Genomic DNA, 18,746 nt, shown 5'->3' on the forward strand with positions numbered 1-18,746 from the left:
TTTAACACAGTTACTTAAGAGCAATTTAATGCTTACGCATTAAGTTGTTTTTTTATAATTAAACTAATATTGTTAACAAAATACAGTTGACAATTGTTTGGTTATTATATTATTGTTTACAAAAGATTAACCTGCCAACATAATAAAACCTTAGAAAGGGAACACACACATGACAATCATCAACAAAGCGTTCAAATTGAGCGCGATTACGGCCGCAGTACTTGCAACACAATTGGTGTATGCCAAGCAAGACGAAAGCACACAAGAAAAAACGAAAGTAGAAGCCGATATTGAAATAATTGAAGTAAGCGGTTTAGCGGCGAGTCTTAAAAAATCCATTAATGATAAGCGTTTTGCTGAAAACGTTGTTGACTCCATAAACGCTGAAGACATTGGTAAGTCCACTGATCAAAACATCGCTGATGCGCTTTCACGCGTAACAGGGGTATCTGTACAAACTGTTGATGGTGAAGGCGCACGGGTAACTGTTCGTGGCGCTAATTCACAACAAAACAATATTAGTATGAATGGGGTGCAATTGGGCTCAACTGGCTATAGCCAAGGTGTCGATTTATCACAGTATTCTTCAGATATCTTATCTAAGATAGAGGTTGTAAAAACCCCAAGTGCAGATCATGAAGAAGGTGCGTTGGGCGCAAATATTAACCTTAGTACAACCAAACCACTTGATTTAAATTATGAAATAAATACGGTAACACTTGAAGGCCGTTATAACGATCTGTCTGAAGAAGATAACTACAAAGTATCAGGTACTTTTTCAAGAAAGTTTTTTGATGATACGTTTGGTGTGGTGGTTACCGCAGTTAAAGAAACAAATACTTATCGTAAAGATCAATTTTCAGCAACGGAGTGGTATGCATTAGAGTCGCCTCTAGCTACAGATACAAACGGTAATATTGTTGAAAACGTTGTTGGTATAACCCCTCGTAATGTTCAGTATCAATATCATGAAAGTGAAAACGATAGAACTAATTTTAATATTGGTTTGCAATGGATAGCATCAGAGAATACTGAATTTAATTTTAATGCTATTTTGGGTAAGCAAGATATAAATAACTCAATGCATGGTATTAACACGCGCTCTTCTCAATATGGAAATTTAATTGAAGGTGTTGAGCCTGGCTTAGGCGGTACAGGCCCTGCATTATTTACAGATCCCGAAGCAAGTTGGCGGACTATTGATCTTGAAACGAATACGTTTACAAAATTTGTAAACCGTTTTAGTAATGGTGGACTTGTGCAATCTGAAGGCGATTTTGAAAATAAAAATCAGATCCTGTCATTAGATATGAATCATAGTTTTACCGATTCATTGATGATGAAAGCAGGTGTTGGCTATTCAAAAACACAGCAAATACCTAATAACTCAGTTTACGTTGCATTACAAAACTTTGGAAATATTAATGCGTGGATAATCAATAATGTACCACCAGAAGATATAGAGCCTGTTGGTTATGATTGTACTAGCAGCTCCGTGTGTACGCTAGTTGCGGGTCAGGGTTTAATTGATTATGGCCCTAATGACAATTTTGGTGATCCGCTGAATGTGTGGGATAACTATAGTACAACAGGTTTTAATCCTGATGAACTAAGGGCTCAACATCTATCATATATGAGCCGTTCATTAAATGAAGTTGAAGATACCCAAAAATCATTATTTGTAGATTTTGATTACGCTCTTAATTTCGATAATTTCAGATCGATTGAGTTTGGTGCTAAATGGTCAAACCGTACAAAATACGTTGATGCGCAAATTGGTACATTCAGCTCAGTGGGTGAGGGCGTTGTGGTAACAAACCCTTACACTGGTAACCCGGCTGTATTGGGCAGTGGATTGCGCGATATTTCTGGCGATTTGATAACCAATGGCGAAGAGTTTCCAGTTCATGACTTTATGGCTGGTCTTGGTTATGCTCGTGATAGCATTACAGATGGTTGGAATCGTTTTTCAGCATTTAAAGCATTTGAAGTTGCCCAAGGTAGTAGTGAAGTTGCTTTTAATACGGATGATTCGAATACACGCAATACTGAACTAGACAACTTAGCATTTTACACTAAGTTAAACTTTGAATTAATGGATGGTAAGATTTCTGGTGATTTTGGCGTTCGTTATGTTAAAACCACAGTAGAGGTTCAAGGTGCATCAGGAGTACAGTTTGCATTTGACCCATCTAACGCAGCTCGTTTAATGGACCCATTTAAACTGGCAGAGCTACGCGATACTAGTTTACCTGAATGTGCGCCAATTTTATTCTATGGTACTGATTATAATGCAGAAACACGTTGGTCTCGTGTAGACGGTTTGGGCTACGACACAAATGCTACAAAAGACTTAAGAGATGATACTGCGTTAGCTAACCAAGGTGCATGTCACGATCCTAATGCTGTACGCGGGAATCCAAATGAATCTGAGTGGTGGTTATGGCGCCATTCTGATGTATCAACAGAAAAAAATTATGTTTATGGCGAACGCAAGTTTGATGATAACGGCAACTTATTACCAACTGAGGACCGAAGCCTTCGTTCATTCAGTGTGACAGATGAGCATGACTATGATTTATTCTTGCCAAGTTTAAATATTAATTATTTATATGATGAAGATACTATAATTCGTTTTGCGGCCTCCAAAACAATGGCTCGCCCTCAAATAGACTCGTTGCGACCTGGCTTCAAGGTAAAAGAAACACAGTGGGGTGGTGAAAATCGTAATAATACTATCACGCTCACTAACCCTAAACTTGATCCATTAGAATCAATTAACTTAGATATTTCTTATGAGTGGTACTTTAATGAGTCTGGTCTGTTAGCTGCAACTTTGTTTTACAAAGATATGACTAATTTTGAAGAGTCAGAAACTATTGTGACTTATATGGATGATTTACGTGGTATAGGTTTAACGGAAGGTGAAACTTACGACCCGAATGATCTTGTACTTATTTCAGGACAAGACAGCCTTGAAGGATGTATGCCTAGACGTTTTCAAGGCAGTACAGACTACCAAGAAGAATGGCTATATTCTGATGATTTAGAACAGTTGTGTGCCAAGTTCAATACTACGCGTATTAAAAACGGTAAAGGCGCGTCGATCAAAGGTCTAGAGCTACAATACATGCAAACTTACGACAATTTGCCAGGTATTTGGTCTGGTTTGGGACTACAAGCTAACTACACATATCAAGATAGTGAGTATGACCAAGAAGTATCATCAATTGATAGCAATGTTAAGCTACCATCGCTTGCTGTTGCTTATACACCAAAGCATAGCTACAACCTGACAGGTTTTTGGGAAAAGGACGGCCATCAACTCCGTCTATCATACCAAGGTACAACTGATCAGTTAGTACAACGCTCTTGGGAAAATGGTTCTTTGTGGGAAGAGGGACGCCAGACGCTTGATTTTTCAGCAAGCTATAAAGTAAATGATAAAATGACGGTTTCACTGCAAGTAGCAAACTTAACGGATGAGGGCGTACGCCAGTACTTTACTAGTCGCTTCTTATCCGCTGGTGGTCAGACTTTCTCTGAAGGTAGTCCACTTGAAGGCGAAGCAACCAAGTCGCGTACGGTTTATCAATACCATACTGGCCGAACACTTAGACTTAATGCCCGTATTAACTTCTAAAACGATAAGATAATGAAAAAGCCCGCAGTATTACTGCGGGCTTTTTTATTTTTTAATAAAAATAGTGTCATTTTGATTTCTCAAGACAATACCTAGCATGAAATAAAACTTATAACTCGTTAGATAAAACAACAAGAAAGGGTAAAACATGTTTAAAGTATTTTCTAAATGTACGCTGGCAACAATAGTTGTCACATCGTTTTTTGCTGGTGCTGATCAACCACGCGAACTTGACTCCTCAACATGGCAATTACAGTGGAATGATGAGTTTAATTATGCAAATGCTGAATTAGATAAAAACTGGGTTTCTCAAAATGGGCCGACAGAAAACCCATGGGTATTAAGTAGTCGCTGGCGCGATAATGCACAAGTTAAAGACGGAATACTGCACTTATTAGCAAAGAAAGAACCTCGAGGTGGCCAAGACTGGACGACAGGTAATATTTGGTCAAAACGCTCATTTCATTATGGCTATTATGAAGCTCGCTTTAAATATGCTGGTGCCTATGGCACGAATAACTCATTTTGGTTTTGGCCAAAACAAGGGGTTAAAGATGGCTTAAAGGCATGCGAGATTGATATTAATGAAGGGCATTTCCCTAATATAATTAATACCAACGTACATAACTGGACTGATACTTATACACTACCAAATGGCCGTGTTACTCACAGTGATAACCAGTTACACCACACTTTAATCGGCAAGCCTGATCACACTGTTGAGTTTAACAAGCCAGTTAAAACCAAAAAAATACGATTAACATCGACTAATCCTACGTCTCTTCATATTTCTGAATTTAGAGTCTTTGCGCCTAGCGCTCAATACCCTGATGCATTTGACGAAGAAAAAATAAAGAATATAAGCAATTTAGCGCAAGCTGACGATGTTTCTATAAAAACGAATGGGTTATTTAATAAGTTAATATCAGAAGAGTCTTTTGCTATTGATGGTAATCCGCAAACACGCTGGGTGTCAGAAAAGCATGGTGAAAAGTTTTTAGAACTCAGTTGGGATAAGTCGCATGAAATTGGCGCTATTCAATTTATAAATGGTTGGTTGCAAGAGCATGGTGTTGATAAAGGTGCTTATCGCAATTTAATTTCCGATTACAACATCGAGTATCACGATGGAGAAAATTGGCAAAAAATCACTTCATATAATGCCGCTAACGTTGCTGATTTTTCAAAAGAGTTTCATACCTATGGGCTTGAGTGGGATAAAGATTACTTTAATTTTTATTTTGACGGTGAACTCTATTACACCATGAGAAATGATGTCTGCTTTAGTGAAACAACGATGTTATTTAGTTTAGCTATTTTAAAAGCGGCGATTGCAGGTCCTGTAAGTGATGATATTGATGGTACCAGCATGGCGATAGATTGGGTTAGGTACTACACCCGAAAAGAAAATAGCGAGGACTAAGGCTATGCATATTATTGATATAAGTGTAGTCGTTATATTTTCTTTGTTGATCATTGGGTGTGGCTTAAGTTTTTCTGCTGCTGGAAAGAATATGAAAAGCTTTTTCTCTGCGGGAGGCGCGCTACCTTGGTGGATGAGCGGGTTGTCACTGTTTATGAGTTTCTTCTCGGCAGGTACATTTGTTGTATGGGGAGCTATTGCATATAAGCATGGCTGGGTGGCGATTACTATTCAATGGACTATGTGTTTAGCAGGGGTGTTGATTGCTTTATTTATTGCGCCTAAATGGCAGAAAACCGGTGTATTAACCGCAGCAGAATTTATTAAGCAGCGCCTTGGCTTAAATGTACAAAGAACTTATACCTATATTTTTCTCTTAATTGCGAGCTTTTCGACTGGTGCTTTTTTATATCCTGTGGCAAAAATAGTTGAAGTCGCTACGGGTTTATCTCTTGAATATACCGTCATCATTTTAGGACTATTGATCTTAGCCTATACCGCTGTTGGCGGTTTATGGGCGGTGATAATTACCGACATTTTGCAATTTGTGGTGCTCACTGCAGCGGTATTAATTGTGGTACCGCTATCATTTGAGGCGATTGGCGGCATTGAGAACTTTATCGACAAAGCACCTGATGATTTTTTTAACTTAGTAAATGATGAGTATTCATGGGAGTTTATCTTTGCCTTTGGACTCTATAACTTATTTTTTATTGCTGGTAACTGGTCTTATATTCAACGCTTCACCAGTGTGAAAACACCAAAGGATGCAAAAAAGGTTGGGGGACTATTTGCGATTCTTTATCTTATTTGCCCAGTAGTTTGGATGTTAGCCCCGATGATTTACCGAACGATGAACCCCAGTCTAGTTGGGTTTGAAAGTGAAGGAGCTTATTTGCAAATGTGCAAAGAAGTATTGCCGGTAGGGATGCTTGGATTAATGCTAGCAGGAATGGTATTTGCGACATCAAGCTCAATTAATACGTCTTTAAACATCGCCGCAGGTGTTATCAGTAATGACATATATAAAAATATAAAACCAGATGCTTCCCAAGCTACGCTAGTCAAGGTCGGTCGAATTGCAACTGGCGTACTCGGGCTAATTACGATTATTGTTGCGTTACTAATTCCCTTACTTGGTGGTGTAGTTGAAGTGGTAATGACCATGGCTGCGCTCACTGGTGGACCGTTGTTTTTACCGCCCATTTGGTTGCTTTTTTCTCGTTATCAAACTGGGAAAACGATTTTAATAACCACTATTTTTAGTTTACTGGTGAATGCTTTTTTTAAGTTTGTGAGTCCTTGGTTATTTGATTTTAGCTTAGATAGAGCGCAGGAGATGATGATGGGGGTGTTATTTCCTGTATTGATGCTAACGGTATTTGAGTTGTACTTAAGAGCACAAAGAAAAACACCTGCGTGTTATGAAAACTACTTAGTCGAATTAAGCCAAATTAAACCGACGGCCGAATTAATAACTCCAGAAAAAAGCGCGGATAACAATCATGGTATTCGAGTTTTAGGGTTTGGTATTCTCTCTACTGGCGCGATTATGCTTTCGTTGGCCGCAATTGCCACCATCGGAAAAATCGAAATAACATTAATAAGCAGTGGCATTTTTATATTAGGGGGTGTTTTAGTTTTTAAGTTTAGAAGTAAGGCAGTAAAGGTACGTATCAATGAGCAATAGCAATAACAAATTAAAGCAGCAAAGTTACCCATGGGATATTCCAGCTAAAAAACCAGCACGAGAATTGAGTGCAGCAATGTCGAGGTTGTATGACAATTATTTAACCCCTCGTCCGGAAGACAATCCTTTATTTACTAGTTTTAAGTACACTGAGCTCACGGGCTTTAACTATCATAATAATGATGGGACTATTTCAAGACGCGACCCATCTAAAATTATCAAAGTTGATGGTCTTTATTATGTTTGGTACACAAAACGGTGTACTCAATTTCCACCAAAAGGGGCGCAGCACTGTAACGAGTTGACTCCATCCACTGATTGGGATTTATCCGAAATTGGCTATGCCATTAGTATTAATGGATTTGACTGGGTTGAACAAGGTATTGCCGTCACTAGGCCCAAGCACCCGCAGTTAGGTTGGCGCTCGGTTAGTACACCAGATATCTTGATTTATGAAAATAAATATTATCTTTATTATCAAGCCTTTAATGAAGCTAGCGGTAAGAAAGGTGATCATTGTCCGGTAACACTATCAGTTGCCGATACGCCAGATGGACCGTGGTTGCCACATGGTGAGGTTATTATTGAAAATGGTGAGCCGGGAAGTTGGGATCAATTCTCGATTCATGACCCTTATTTATTAATTTATAACGGAAAAATACATTTATACTATAAAGCCGCCTACGGAGATAGACCTGATTACTTAGTGGGTAATGGCTTGGCAACCGCGAATAATCCTTTTGGGCCTTTTGAAAAACACCCTCTGAACCCTATTTTAAACTCAGGCCACGAAACTACTTATTTTCCGTTTAAATCAGGAATAGCTGCTTTTACTATCAGAAATGGCAATGAAAGTAACACCATTCAATATTCACCTGATGGGGTGAACTTTTCGATTGCCGCAGTGACCTCCCTCATGCCAATTGCAGCAGGTCCTTATGTTGCCAATGCATTTGACTGTGCAAGCAAAGCAAACGGGATTGAGTGGGGCTTGTGCCACTTTTCAGACAAACAAGCGCGCAATAAACACAGTTTTTTAGCCAGATTTGATTGTAGTTTAATGGTAAATGAGCTTGAAAAAGAATTAAAAGTCACGGATGTACCTCACCAGCCTAGTGTTTATTTTGCGCAGTCATTAAGCCCAGAATTAAAAAATAAACGCTCATATCAAAAACAAGAAAAAGAGATCAAGAGTTATGATTAAGCAAAACTTTAATGAAGCTGCACGCGAAAATAAGAAACAACAATTAAATACTCAGTTTGTGGTTGCCGGTGGTGGCTTAGCAGGTACATGTGCAGCAATCAGTGCGGCGCGAGCGGGTAGTAAGGTTGTGTTAATTCAAGATCGTCCCGTACTCGGTGGTAATGCGTCAAGCGAAGTAAGATTATGGGCGTTGGGGGCAACATCGCATATGGGCAACAATAATCGCTGGTCACGCGAGGGTGGGGTTATTGATGAAATCATGCTGGACAATCTTAAGTTAAACAGACACGGTAACCCATTAATTTTCGATACCATTTTGCTCGACAAAGTAATTGCCGAAAAAAATATTACCTTGTTGTTAAATACCTCTGTGGTTGATGTAAATAAACAACACAGCACTAAGATTGCCAGTGTAGAGGCATTTTGCAGTCAAAATTCTACTCATTACATTATTAGTGCGCCGTTATTTTGTGATGCGACCGGTGATGGCCTTGTTGCGTTTAATGCTGGAGCGGGGTTCAGAATTGGTGCTGAATCAAAAGCAGAGTTTGGTGAGCTGTTAGCATCTGATGAAGAGAACATGGAGTTACTTGGTCATACATTATTTTTCTACAGTAAAAAAATGGATCAGCCTATTAGTTACAAAGCCCCTGATTTTGCTTACTCGTATGAACAAATAGAGGCGATACCTCGCTGTAAAGATATTGCCGGAAGTGACTCTGGCTGTAAGTTTTGGTGGATAGAATTTGGCGGAATACGCGATACTATTTATGAAACGGAGGATATTAAATGGGAGCTTTGGAAACTCGTTTACGGAATTTGGGACTACATAAAAAATAGCGGCAGGTTTGATGATGTCGAAAATCTAACTTTAGAATGGGTAGGCACAATTCCTGGCAAACGCGAAAGCAGGCGCTTTGAAGGGGAATATATGATAAAACAGCAAGATATTATTGAGCAAACCCAGTTCAATGATGCTGTATCTTTTGGTGGATGGGCGATTGATATTCACCCCGCTGAAGGCATATACAGCGAACGACCTCCTTGCTCTCAATATCATTCAAAAGGGGTTTACCAAATACCGTACCGCTGCTTTGTTAGCCGTGATATAGAAAATTTATATTATGCAGGACGAATAATCAGCGCAACACATATGGCGTTTGGTTCAACACGAGTTATGATTACCTGCGCACACGGCGGACAAGCGGTGGGGGCAGCTGCTGCTATGTGTAATAAACTCAATATCACACCCAAAGAGCTATTACAGCCAGAACACATAGCACAGTTACAGCAAAACCTGAATCTAAATGGCCAAAGTATCCCTGGGATCCGTTTAGATAAGCACAATAATTTAGCAGCCCAAGCCTCTATTACTGCATCGAGTGAATTAGTGTTCAATGGTTTTCAACCTGGCGGCCGTAGAATGCAATTAGATTCATCGTGTGCACAGTTGGTTGCTTTTGCAAAAGGCCAAGGACCAACAATTAGCATAACGGTTTTTGCTCATAAAGAGACAGAGTTAACGTGCCAATTACGCACTAGTATCAAGCATGAAAACTATACGCCAGATGTTATAAATAAAACTATCAGTTTGTCTGTCACGGCGGGCGAAAGTACGCTCGAATTTGATTTTAGTGATTGCAGCTTAGAGATGCAGTACGGGTTCATTTGTTTTTTACAAAACAGTGATATGGAGCTTGCTACCACAGAGCAGCTTATTACGGGCACTATGGTTGTGTTCAATAAAGTTCACAAAGCGGTATCAAATAAAGGCAAACAAACAGTGCCTGAGAATAGTGGTCTTGAAGAGTTTGAATTTTGGACACCAGCGCGGCGGCCAAACGGTCAAAATTTGGCAATCGGTATATCTCCCGCCATTCATAATAACCAAGCGACGCAGGTAATTAACGGCTTTGTGAGGCCTTGGCTACAAACGAATGCATGGGTTGCTGATTTAGCAGATCCATCGCCAACCCTAAGGTTAGCATGGCCAGAAAAAGTAACGATGAGGCAAATAGTTCTTTATTTTGATAGTGACTTTGACCATGCGTTAGAAACCGTATTAATGGAGCATAACGAAGACCAGGTACCTTATTGTGTGCAAACCTATACAATTAAAACAGATTCTGGTGAGGTAATTGCACACGTTACGGGTAATTATCAAAGTATTAATAAAATCGATTTAGTAGAGCCTATAACAACGCAACAATTGATTCTAGAATTCGCTCATCCATCTAAAAATGTGCCTGCAGCACTGTTTGAAATTCAAATTAAGTAAAGGGAATTGAATAAATGAGTTTATGGCTAACAGGATTACATATACGACTTGAAAAGTGCGCTCAGCTGTTTGTTTTTATATCCTTTATTTTTTGCCTTGGTGGTTGTCAAAGTATCAGTGATGAACAATCTCGACTTAATTATTTTTTAGTCGGCAGCTACACAAATGAGCCTGATCAGGGCGTTTATTTAGTTTCTTATAATGAAAGTGATGATCTATTAATTAACGAACGCGTCGTTGTATCGGCAACCGATCCAAGCTATCTAAATTGGCAACCGACAATAAATAAATTGTATAGCATTGGCAGAGGGCTTGATAAAAAATCTGTTATTAACGTTTATGACTGGAAAAGTAAAGCGTTTACAAAGCTTAAAACGTACCCGATTGAAGGAAAAGGGCTATGTCATATTAATATTTCGGATGATCGCCAGCAGTTAGCTGTTGTAAATTACACGACAGGTAATAGTGAACTGTTTAATATTAATAAGGCAGGATTATTAGTATCACGGGGTCAATTTACTAATACAGGAAGTAGTATTACGCCCAGACAACGAAGTGCTCATTTACATTTTTCGGGGTGGGATAAGCAAAGTCGCTATCTGTATTTGACGGATTTAGGTACAGACGAGATTATTGTTTTTGATAGCTTAAAAAGTGATTTTACGCCAGTACACCGCATTGAATTAACGCCGGGGGATGGGCCTCGTCATCTTGCTTTTCATCCGGCTAAAAAATTAGTGTTTAGCTTAAATGAATTGAGTAACAGTATTAGTATCTTCAAAATATTACAAAATGGTGCGTTATTACACGTTTCAAAAACAAATATAATGCCCGCAAAAGTTGGCGAGCAACAAAACCTTGCATCGGCAATTCGTATTTCTGAGGATGGTCGTCATGTTTATGTTGCTGTGCGCGGTGAGAATGCAATTTATGGTTATCAATTAATGGCAGAAACCCGACTACAATTAATTAATAAAGTCTCAAGTGACGGTTTACATCCTCGTGATTTTAATTTTTCAAAATCACAAAAGCAGCTATTAGTGGCTAATCAATATAGTAATAATGTTGTGATTATTAAGCGTGATTTAGCATCTGGGAAGTTATTTACGACTCAAAGTCAATTGCAAATTGACGCACCATCTTACGTCAGTTATTTCAATTAGGACTCTGATTTGAAAGAAAATATAATATCGTTAGATGGTAAAAGTGATGGTTCTATAATTGACGATATATTACAAGGCAATGTTGCTGCATATTCTCTGTTAGTTGAGCGTTATCAGTCTGCTGTGAGGGCCTTTTTAGTTATTCGACTAAATACCCCTCACGAAGCAGAAGATTTAGCACAAGAGACCTTTATTATTGCTTTTAAAAAAATCGCTGAGTTTAACAGTGAAAGTTCCTTTTTAGCTTGGTTGAGGGGGATTGCTGCTTATTTATTAAAAAACCATCAACGTAAACACCGAGCCGTGACATTAGGCAGCGCTGATGAGTTAGAGCATTTAATAAATCAACACATTGATGAAAATATCCATGAAGGGGCCGAGCTTGATATGTTTGATAATTTAACTATTTGCCTTGAAAAATTAACCGAGAAAATGCGCAATTTATTAACTGAACATTACACATTAGGTGTTTCATTGGCTGAGCTATGTCGAAAATATGAAGATAAACATTCTACTATGACTATGCGCTTATTTAGAATTCGTCAATCATTGAAAACATGTATTGATAAAAGAATACAGCAGCAGCAACGATGAGCATGACTGAACAAATGACGAAGCACCAACAACAGCTATTAGCCGCGTATTTGGCTGGCGAAGATGTTGCCGACGAATTGCTTGAAGCCTGTCAGCATGATGTTAATTTACTTGCACAAGTGAGTAAATATGTGACGAGTGAACGTTTATTAAAAGCACATCATCAATCGGATATGCGACCAGACAATTTTACCCGCAGTGTAATGGCAAAACTAAGCGAGCAACAAAAAACGATTCGGCCGAAAAGTACAATGAGCTGGTTTTCAAGCCCGTATGCGCTTGCTGCAAGTATTATGCTTTTTGTCAGCGTTATATTTTTGGCAGAGCACTTGGACTACACAAATAAGTTTGCTGAAGTCACAAAAATGACTGCTTCGCATAATGCTAATTTTTCTGTTGGCAGTCAATTAGGTCAAGGAGATATTATTCTTGAGCATGGTTACAGTGAAATTTCACTCGAAAATGGCGTGGTACTCGTTTTAGAAGCGCCGGTTAAAGTGAATTTGCAATCCAGAGATAAAGTAACGCTTCATCATGGTAAGTTAGTGGTCCGAGTACCACAAAATGCAATTGGCTTTAGAGTTGATACCCCAAGTTCAGAGATAATAGATTTAGGCACAGAATTTGGCGTCGAAGTGTCTAATAGCGGTGAATCTCAAGTACATGTGCTCGATGGTGAAATAAAAGCGCGTGGCAATAAAACGCAGTCTTATCAACATGTGAAAAAAGATCAGGCATTAGCGTTTGATTTAAATCATCAAATTACCAGCTTTGTTAGCGTACCTTCTGATTTTATGCGTGTATTACCTGGAGACTCAATAGAAGAGCCTCACTTATTACATTGGTCATTTGATGATAAGCAGCAACATAATTATCTCTCCAGCGGCCGTGGTATTGATGGGCAACAGTATGTAGCCAAAGATAAATCACCTATTGATGAACCGTTAACAGAGGTAGCGGGTGTATATGATAAGGCAATTAGCTTTAATGGTGAAAATAATTGGTTAGAAACACAGTACCCTGGTGTTGGCAGTGATAACCCCAGAACGGTCGCCTTTTGGCTCAAAGTACCTAGTGATTTTTTACCTGAAAATGCATACGGCATTGTGAGCTGGGGATTACAGCAAGATTATTCAGCGTGGCAAATTTCCCCTAATCCAGAGTTAATTGACGGGCCTTTAGGTAGGATCAGAATAGGGACCTATAATGCTCAAATTGTGGGTAATACCGACTTGCGAGATGATGAGTGGCACCATATTGCAGTGGTTCTATACGGTGGACTAAAGAGTAACTTAGCGACACATGTTTTGCTATATGTTGATGGTAAGCTTGAAAAAACGCAGAAAAAATCAATCGCTAAAGTCGCAACAAATTTACAGCACCCAGCCTCTCGGCCACTGACGATAGGCAAAAATATTGGTTACATAGAAGGCGCAACACATGAGAAGCAAATGTTCTTTAAAGGCGGACTCGATGAGCTTTATGTAGTAGAAGTGGCATTGAATCAACAGCAAATAATTCAACTAATGACTCATAACCAGTTAAATGAATAAAAATATGTGTCAGAGTGCATTTTCATAACATTACCTATTACTCGTTAAAGTATAAGGTAATAAAATGAATAAAATGAATAAAATGAATAAAATAATTAGATGCTTATCTATCTTTGTATACTCAACGTTAGCTTTAAGCGGTGAAGGTGTTGCAAGGGAATTTGACTTGCAACACGATAACAAGACTATTTTAATTGACGATTTTGAGCACGCTAGTAACAGTTATAAACTAACAAATAAAAATATAAAAACGACACAAGTAATTAAAAATAAAAATAAAGCATTAGAGCTTTCGTTTTCCACTAAGCATAAATTCTCTGGGATCACACTCAAACCGAATAAGTTATGGGATCTGAGTGTTTTGGGCAATAGCGCTTTATTTTTCGATGTTTCAAACGTAAGCGACTTTCCAGTGATGCTCAGTGTGAATATCACAGGTAAAGATAAACAAGTCCAAAGACGCACAATTGGGCTAACAACTAACGAGCACGCTACATTATATTTTGAGCTCAACTCCCAGACTTTAAATGTTGATACAGGACTCAGAGACACTCCTGGTAGCTTTAAAACAGCCGCACGAAAAATGATCTTGAGAGGCGCTAAACTCAATGTAGATTTTAGCCAAGTTGAAAGTATCGCTATCTATACAGAAACTCAAATAAATCCAACGGCTGTAACCGTCGATAATTTACGATTCGAAACGATACCCGATGCAAAACCAGATTTTTTAACAAACATCGTCGATAAATTTGGTCAATCTACACAGGTCAACTACCCGTTAAAGGTCAGCTCTGAACAACAATTAAGAGCAATCGCAAATAAAGAATTAAATGATTTGTCGAAAGTAACCCCGCGGGCGGATAGAAGTAAGTTTGGCGGTTGGAAGCAAGGGCCTAAGTTAAAGGCAACAGGTTTTTTTCGTACGGAAAAAGTAAATGGCAAATGGGCGTTAGTTGACCCCGAAGGTTATTTGTTTTTTTCCTCAGGCATTGCCAACGCGCGAATGGCTAACACAACAACATTTACAGGTGTAGATTATCGCGATGATGCGGTCAGAGCGCGTGACCCTGATGATGTAACGCCAGAAGATTCAAAGGGCTTAAATAGTAATTTAGCTAAATATCAAAAATCAGCCTACATCGCTTATCCAGACCGAAGAGCCATGTTTAATTGGCTACCACAGTATAATGATAAGTTGGCAAATCACTATAGTTACAAGCGCTCATCTCATCTTGGACCAATCCAACATGGGGAAGTTTTTAGCTTTTACCAAGCAAATTTAGAACGTCGTTATGCTCAGCAATACCCAGATTCTTATATTGATAAATGGCGCGAAGTAACCTTAAAAAGAATGCAATATTGGGGCTTTACTTCGTTTGGGAATTGGACCGATGCTAGTTTTTATAATAATCAACAAGTTCCCTATTTTGCGAATGGGTGGATCATCGGCGACTTTAAAAGGTTGAGTTCTGGTTTTGATTATTGGGGAGCCATGCCTGACCCTTTCGATCCTGAATTTGTTAAAAGAGCGAACATAACCACTCAAGTTATTGCCCAAGAAGTACAAAATAACCCTTGGTGTATTGGGGTGTTTATTGATAACGAAATGAGCTGGGGAGGAGAGGGCTCAACAACCTTACGTTATGGCATTGTACTTGATGCACTATCTAAAACGACTGGGAATAGCCCGACCAAATCAGTGTTCAGTGATATGTTAAAACAAAAGTATAAAACCATTAGCCAGCTAAATAAGGCATGGAATAGAAATATTAAGTCATGGAAGGTATTTGATAATACTGGCGTTAACTATAAAAAAGACAGTAATTTTAATAACACTATGATTGCCGATTTGTCGTGGTTGTTAATACGTTTCTCCGATGAATATTTTAAGGTTGTAAATCATTCTTTAAAATCAGTATTGCCTGACCATTTATATATGGGCGCGAGGTTTACTTCTTGGGGGACATCGCCAGAAGCTCGCTGGTCTGCTAAGAAGTATGCCGATGTGATCAGTTATAATTATTATCGTGAAGGACTAGACCCAATGACATGGGATATGTTGAAAGAACTAGATATGCCTACGATTATTGGGGAATTTCACATTGGTTCAGGTGATACTGGTCAACCGAATCCAGGCATTATCCATGCTGCTAATCAACGCGATCGTGCTGATATGTACAAAACCTATATGAAAACGGTTATTGATAATCCGTATTTAATTGGTGCTCACTGGTTCCAATATATTGATTCGCCAATTACCGGTCGGGCGTATGATGGCGAAAATTATAATGTTGGATTTGTAACAACAACAGACATTCCCTACCCAGAGTTAGTTGAAGCGGCTAAACAAGTTCATAAATCTTTGTATCAGCAGCGTTATGGTGATGTGGAAATTAAATAAACTCATTTAACTGCCCTCATCGATGACTTTAATTGGCATTGATGTTGGTATTCTTTTGGTGATAACTCGGTGTGTTTTTAAATACCGTTGAAAAGTACGCTGAGTTATTAAATCCTACCGCATAGGCTTCAAGGTAATCACGATGAATATCATCGCTACTCAGCGAGAGTTTGATAACTTTTGTTTTCGTGATGGCGCGCGTGGTTATTTTTCATATGGTAAAGCAGAACAACAGGCTTACCCTTCTCAAAAGATGGAGCGAGACTTTAAACACTATGCTGAACACGAAGGGTACTTAGTGGATACACTTGCGACTCAAGCCAGTCATTTTACTGATTAATCAGTCGCCAAATAAACAACCTTTCTTTGCTGTATTATCGCTTTCAGCGGTTCATAGGCCGAGTAAGCAACGGATGCTGCTTAAGCTCAGTTTGCACATTTTATAGGCGAGGGGGAATATTAGCTGCGATGAATTTTGCTATGGATCGCCCGATTGTTGTCGTATTAGATAAGCTTAACGCACTTAAAGTTAGTGATAAAACTCTAGGACATATTTTGGTTGATACATTACCTGCTAAACAAGCGAAATTAGCCAAGCTGTGGAATGAGTGGAATAAGCACAATACAAATAATGTATTGCAGCAATCATGGGAATACAAAGCACAAATAGATAAGTTTTTTGAGCAGTTAAATAAGCAGAATATTGAACAGGCAAAACAAATCCCAAATTACATTATCAAGTAAATATAATAAGCCCCCTGTCGTTATTCGCTTAATTAAGGGGGTATGAGAGTTGCGGCTATAGATCAGTTATTTAAGTTACCAACACTTATCAATTGATCTGTAGGTTGTTTATTTAAATGCTCAGAGCTGCCATCTCGCCATGTAACAATAACTGATGAGATTGAATCTGCCTGTGCTAATCCAAAATGTACAATATTAAGTAAGCTTTGCGAGTGGGTAGCACTTTGTGAACCAATAACTTGATATTGGCTCGCAGTTGCTGTTTTAATTTGTACTTTTGCACCATATGGATCAACCCCACTTTTTGAGTACCCAACTCGAATAAGGGTGAAGTGTGCGTGACTTAACTCTGTGGTATTTTTATATAAATGCCATTGGCCGTTATCTTCATCTCCGCTTAGTAGGTCGAGTTTTCCGTCTAGGTTGAAGTCAAATGCGGCTCCCATATCGCCATGTGAGTCTAAGCCACGTTCGGTATCGGCGTTATGAGTGATTGTTGCTTTAAAGTTGTAATCACCTTGGTTAATGAGTAAAACATCGGCAACTCGCTCTTTTAGTTCACCAAAGCGATAGACCATAAAGTCTATTTTTGTGTCGTTATTAAAATCGCCAGGTACAACTCCCCAGTTATTACTGTTTGTTAATGCTGGTAATTTAGATGAAATATCAACTAGCTTACCATTATCGTTACGTAGTAATACATCAGGAAGGGCGAGATTTTGTGGTTGCCAATCGCTTTGATAGCCTTTTACATTTTTGAATGATGCGCGTACATCCCATGCAAGGTTATCGGTAAGTACCCATTCTACTCGCCATCTATTATTCCCTAAATACCCAATGTACCAGCCAGTTTTATCAAGCTTAGTTGGAAACCCGCGCGCTCTTTTCTGGCTAATGGTTGTGTTTTTATTGGGTGTATTTATTAATTCTTTTTTCTCGCCTATGTATACATCCATATGGCTTAATAGCTTGGCACGCGGGAAGTGATAAAAGTCACTTAGTATAAGGCTTCCTGAGTTTGTGTTGTCGGTAATGAGTGTTATGCCATCGTGACTTTTATTACCTTCATCACGCAGGTCTAGTCGTTTGCTACTTTTATTAAACGATAGACTGTTATTAGCGATAGTGTAGCTTAGCTTTCCGCGAGCAAGGTAGTAGTCCATATCGCCGTCGTTATCTATATCAGCTTGCGCAACTGCGAGCGTGCCTTTGTAGGCTTCACTATTTGCACCTAATAGATCTTGAGTCGTATTGGCGAAGGTAAAGTCGTTATTACCTTGATAAATAGCTAAATTGTTGTATCCATCAAAAGCAAAAATATCGAGTATGTCATCGTTATTGTAATCGGTTAATAATACACGCTCGGCTTTTATATTTTCAAAAGTAGCTGATGGGTGATAAGTAAATTTTCCATTGCCGATATTTTCAAAAATGATATTACGAGGGGAGTTTTCGTGAATTAATTTTTCGGCGTTTACTTGGATAAAATCAAGATCACCATCGCTATCTATATCAACCCAGCGCACAGAACGCCCGCGAGCCCCCATTTTAGATAAGCCAGCTTCGACGGTTTTATCTTCAAATTTACCATTATTGTTTTTAAGTAGTCGCTGGGGTTGAGGTGTAGTGCCATTTCCACCACCTAGTGCAATAAGTACATCGAGATCACCATCGTTGTCGTAATCACCGGCCGACATACCGTGTAGATCTGCTCGTGGAAAAATATCGTTTTGTAGTGTGTATGTGCCATCTCCATTTGCCATAAATAAACGAATAGGAGTGGTGTCGTGATTTGTTAGCAGCAGGTCATAATGACCATCACTGTTTATATCGGCAATGGTAGGGCCGCCATATTTCCAGTTTTTTTGTGTTATTAAGCCAGCTTGTTCAGACACATCAGAAAATACAACGTTGTTACTTGTTTGGCTACTGGGCGTTTGTGTGGTTTGGCTGCATCCCGCTAAGTTCATAGCGCTAATTATCACTAAGCTAAAAATTGATTTTTTGTTTTTAATCACTATTGTGCCTCCTTATATTGTGTTAATTGTTGACA

At 38.9% G+C, this 18,746-nt stretch carries 12 protein-coding genes; 11 read left to right on the forward strand and 1 reads right to left on the reverse strand.

Annotation, left to right across the window (positions count from 1 at the left end; all coding sequences use genetic code 11):
• The first annotated feature begins 169 nt into the window (after nucleotides 1-169).
• The 11 genes from NRL14_RS14535 (at nucleotide 170) to NRL14_RS14585 (ending at nucleotide 16,693) form a co-directional block, all read left to right on the forward strand.
• On the forward strand, nucleotides 170-3,643 hold the full coding sequence (locus tag NRL14_RS14535) for a TonB-dependent receptor (protein ID WP_306724983.1): 3,474 nt from the start codon (nucleotides 170-172) through the stop codon (nucleotides 3,641-3,643).
• Between the two features lie 148 nt (nucleotides 3,644-3,791).
• Complete coding sequence (locus NRL14_RS14540; RefSeq protein WP_306724984.1) at nucleotides 3,792-5,066, forward strand: family 16 glycosylhydrolase; 1,275 nt, start codon at nucleotides 3,792-3,794, stop codon at nucleotides 5,064-5,066.
• Between the two features lie 4 nt (nucleotides 5,067-5,070).
• Nucleotides 5,071-6,756: a sodium:solute symporter family protein gene (locus tag NRL14_RS14545; RefSeq protein ID WP_306724985.1), complete on the forward strand. Its 1,686-nt coding sequence runs from the start codon at nucleotides 5,071-5,073 to the stop codon at nucleotides 6,754-6,756.
• Nucleotides 6,746-7,960 carry a glycoside hydrolase gene (locus tag NRL14_RS14550; protein WP_306724986.1) on the forward strand — a complete coding sequence of 405 codons (1,215 nt, stop codon included), beginning with the start codon at nucleotides 6,746-6,748 and terminating at the stop codon, nucleotides 7,958-7,960. The genes NRL14_RS14545 and NRL14_RS14550 overlap by 11 nt, the downstream gene beginning before the upstream one ends.
• On the forward strand, nucleotides 7,953-10,238 hold the full coding sequence (locus NRL14_RS14555) for an FAD-dependent oxidoreductase (RefSeq protein ID WP_306724987.1): 2,286 nt from the start codon (nucleotides 7,953-7,955) through the stop codon (nucleotides 10,236-10,238). The genes NRL14_RS14550 and NRL14_RS14555 overlap by 8 nt, the downstream gene beginning before the upstream one ends.
• Nucleotides 10,239-10,252: 14 nt before the next feature.
• Complete coding sequence (locus NRL14_RS14560) at nucleotides 10,253-11,401, forward strand: lactonase family protein (protein ID WP_306724988.1); 1,149 nt, start codon at nucleotides 10,253-10,255, stop codon at nucleotides 11,399-11,401.
• Nucleotides 11,402-11,410: 9 nt separating this feature from the next.
• On the forward strand, nucleotides 11,411-11,995 hold the full coding sequence (locus NRL14_RS14565; RefSeq protein ID WP_007376617.1) for an RNA polymerase sigma factor: 585 nt from the start codon (nucleotides 11,411-11,413) through the stop codon (nucleotides 11,993-11,995).
• Nucleotides 11,996-11,997: 2 nt separating this feature from the next.
• Nucleotides 11,998-13,548 carry a LamG-like jellyroll fold domain-containing protein gene (locus NRL14_RS14570; RefSeq protein WP_306724989.1) on the forward strand — a complete coding sequence of 517 codons (1,551 nt, stop codon included), beginning with the start codon at nucleotides 11,998-12,000 and terminating at the stop codon, nucleotides 13,546-13,548.
• A 64-nt stretch (nucleotides 13,549-13,612) separates the two neighbouring features.
• Nucleotides 13,613-15,949, forward strand: coding sequence for a beta-galactosidase (locus tag NRL14_RS14575; protein ID WP_306724990.1), 2,337 nt, complete (start codon nucleotides 13,613-13,615; stop codon nucleotides 15,947-15,949).
• Nucleotides 15,950-16,091: 142 nt separating this feature from the next.
• Nucleotides 16,092-16,289, forward strand: coding sequence for a hypothetical protein (locus NRL14_RS14580; protein WP_007583024.1), 198 nt, complete (start codon nucleotides 16,092-16,094; stop codon nucleotides 16,287-16,289).
• A gap of 128 nt (nucleotides 16,290-16,417) precedes the next feature.
• Complete coding sequence (locus NRL14_RS14585; RefSeq protein WP_306724991.1) at nucleotides 16,418-16,693, forward strand: hypothetical protein; 276 nt, start codon at nucleotides 16,418-16,420, stop codon at nucleotides 16,691-16,693.
• Between the two features lie 62 nt (nucleotides 16,694-16,755).
• On the opposite strand, the gene NRL14_RS14590 is transcribed toward NRL14_RS14585, so the two are convergent.
• The gene (locus NRL14_RS14590) at nucleotides 16,756-18,711 is read right to left on the reverse strand and encodes a CRTAC1 family protein (protein WP_033039571.1); all 1,956 of its coding nucleotides are present in this window, start codon (nucleotides 18,709-18,711) and stop codon (nucleotides 16,756-16,758) included.
• Nucleotides 18,712-18,746 lie beyond the last annotated feature (35 nt).

This window comes from Pseudoalteromonas sp. 20-92, assembly GCF_030847595.1.
GTDB classification, from domain to species: Bacteria; Pseudomonadota; Gammaproteobacteria; order Enterobacterales; family Alteromonadaceae; genus Pseudoalteromonas; species Pseudoalteromonas fuliginea.

Coding starts and splice junctions, on each gene's coding strand:
- NRL14_RS14535 (WP_306724983.1), top strand. CDS start 170: ATGACAATCATCAACAAAGCGTTCAAATTGAGCGCGATTACGGCCGCA.
- NRL14_RS14540 (WP_306724984.1), top strand. CDS start 3,792: ATGTTTAAAGTATTTTCTAAATGTACGCTGGCAACAATAGTTGTCACA.
- NRL14_RS14545 (WP_306724985.1), top strand. CDS start 5,071: ATGCATATTATTGATATAAGTGTAGTCGTTATATTTTCTTTGTTGATC.
- NRL14_RS14550 (WP_306724986.1), top strand. CDS start 6,746: ATGAGCAATAGCAATAACAAATTAAAGCAGCAAAGTTACCCATGGGAT.
- NRL14_RS14555 (WP_306724987.1), top strand. CDS start 7,953: ATGATTAAGCAAAACTTTAATGAAGCTGCACGCGAAAATAAGAAACAA.
- NRL14_RS14560 (WP_306724988.1), top strand. CDS start 10,253: ATGAGTTTATGGCTAACAGGATTACATATACGACTTGAAAAGTGCGCT.
- NRL14_RS14570 (WP_306724989.1), top strand. CDS start 11,998: ATGACTGAACAAATGACGAAGCACCAACAACAGCTATTAGCCGCGTAT.
- NRL14_RS14575 (WP_306724990.1), top strand. CDS start 13,613: ATGAATAAAATGAATAAAATGAATAAAATAATTAGATGCTTATCTATC.
- NRL14_RS14580 (WP_007583024.1), top strand. CDS start 16,092: ATGAATATCATCGCTACTCAGCGAGAGTTTGATAACTTTTGTTTTCGT.
- NRL14_RS14585 (WP_306724991.1), top strand. CDS start 16,418: ATGAATTTTGCTATGGATCGCCCGATTGTTGTCGTATTAGATAAGCTT.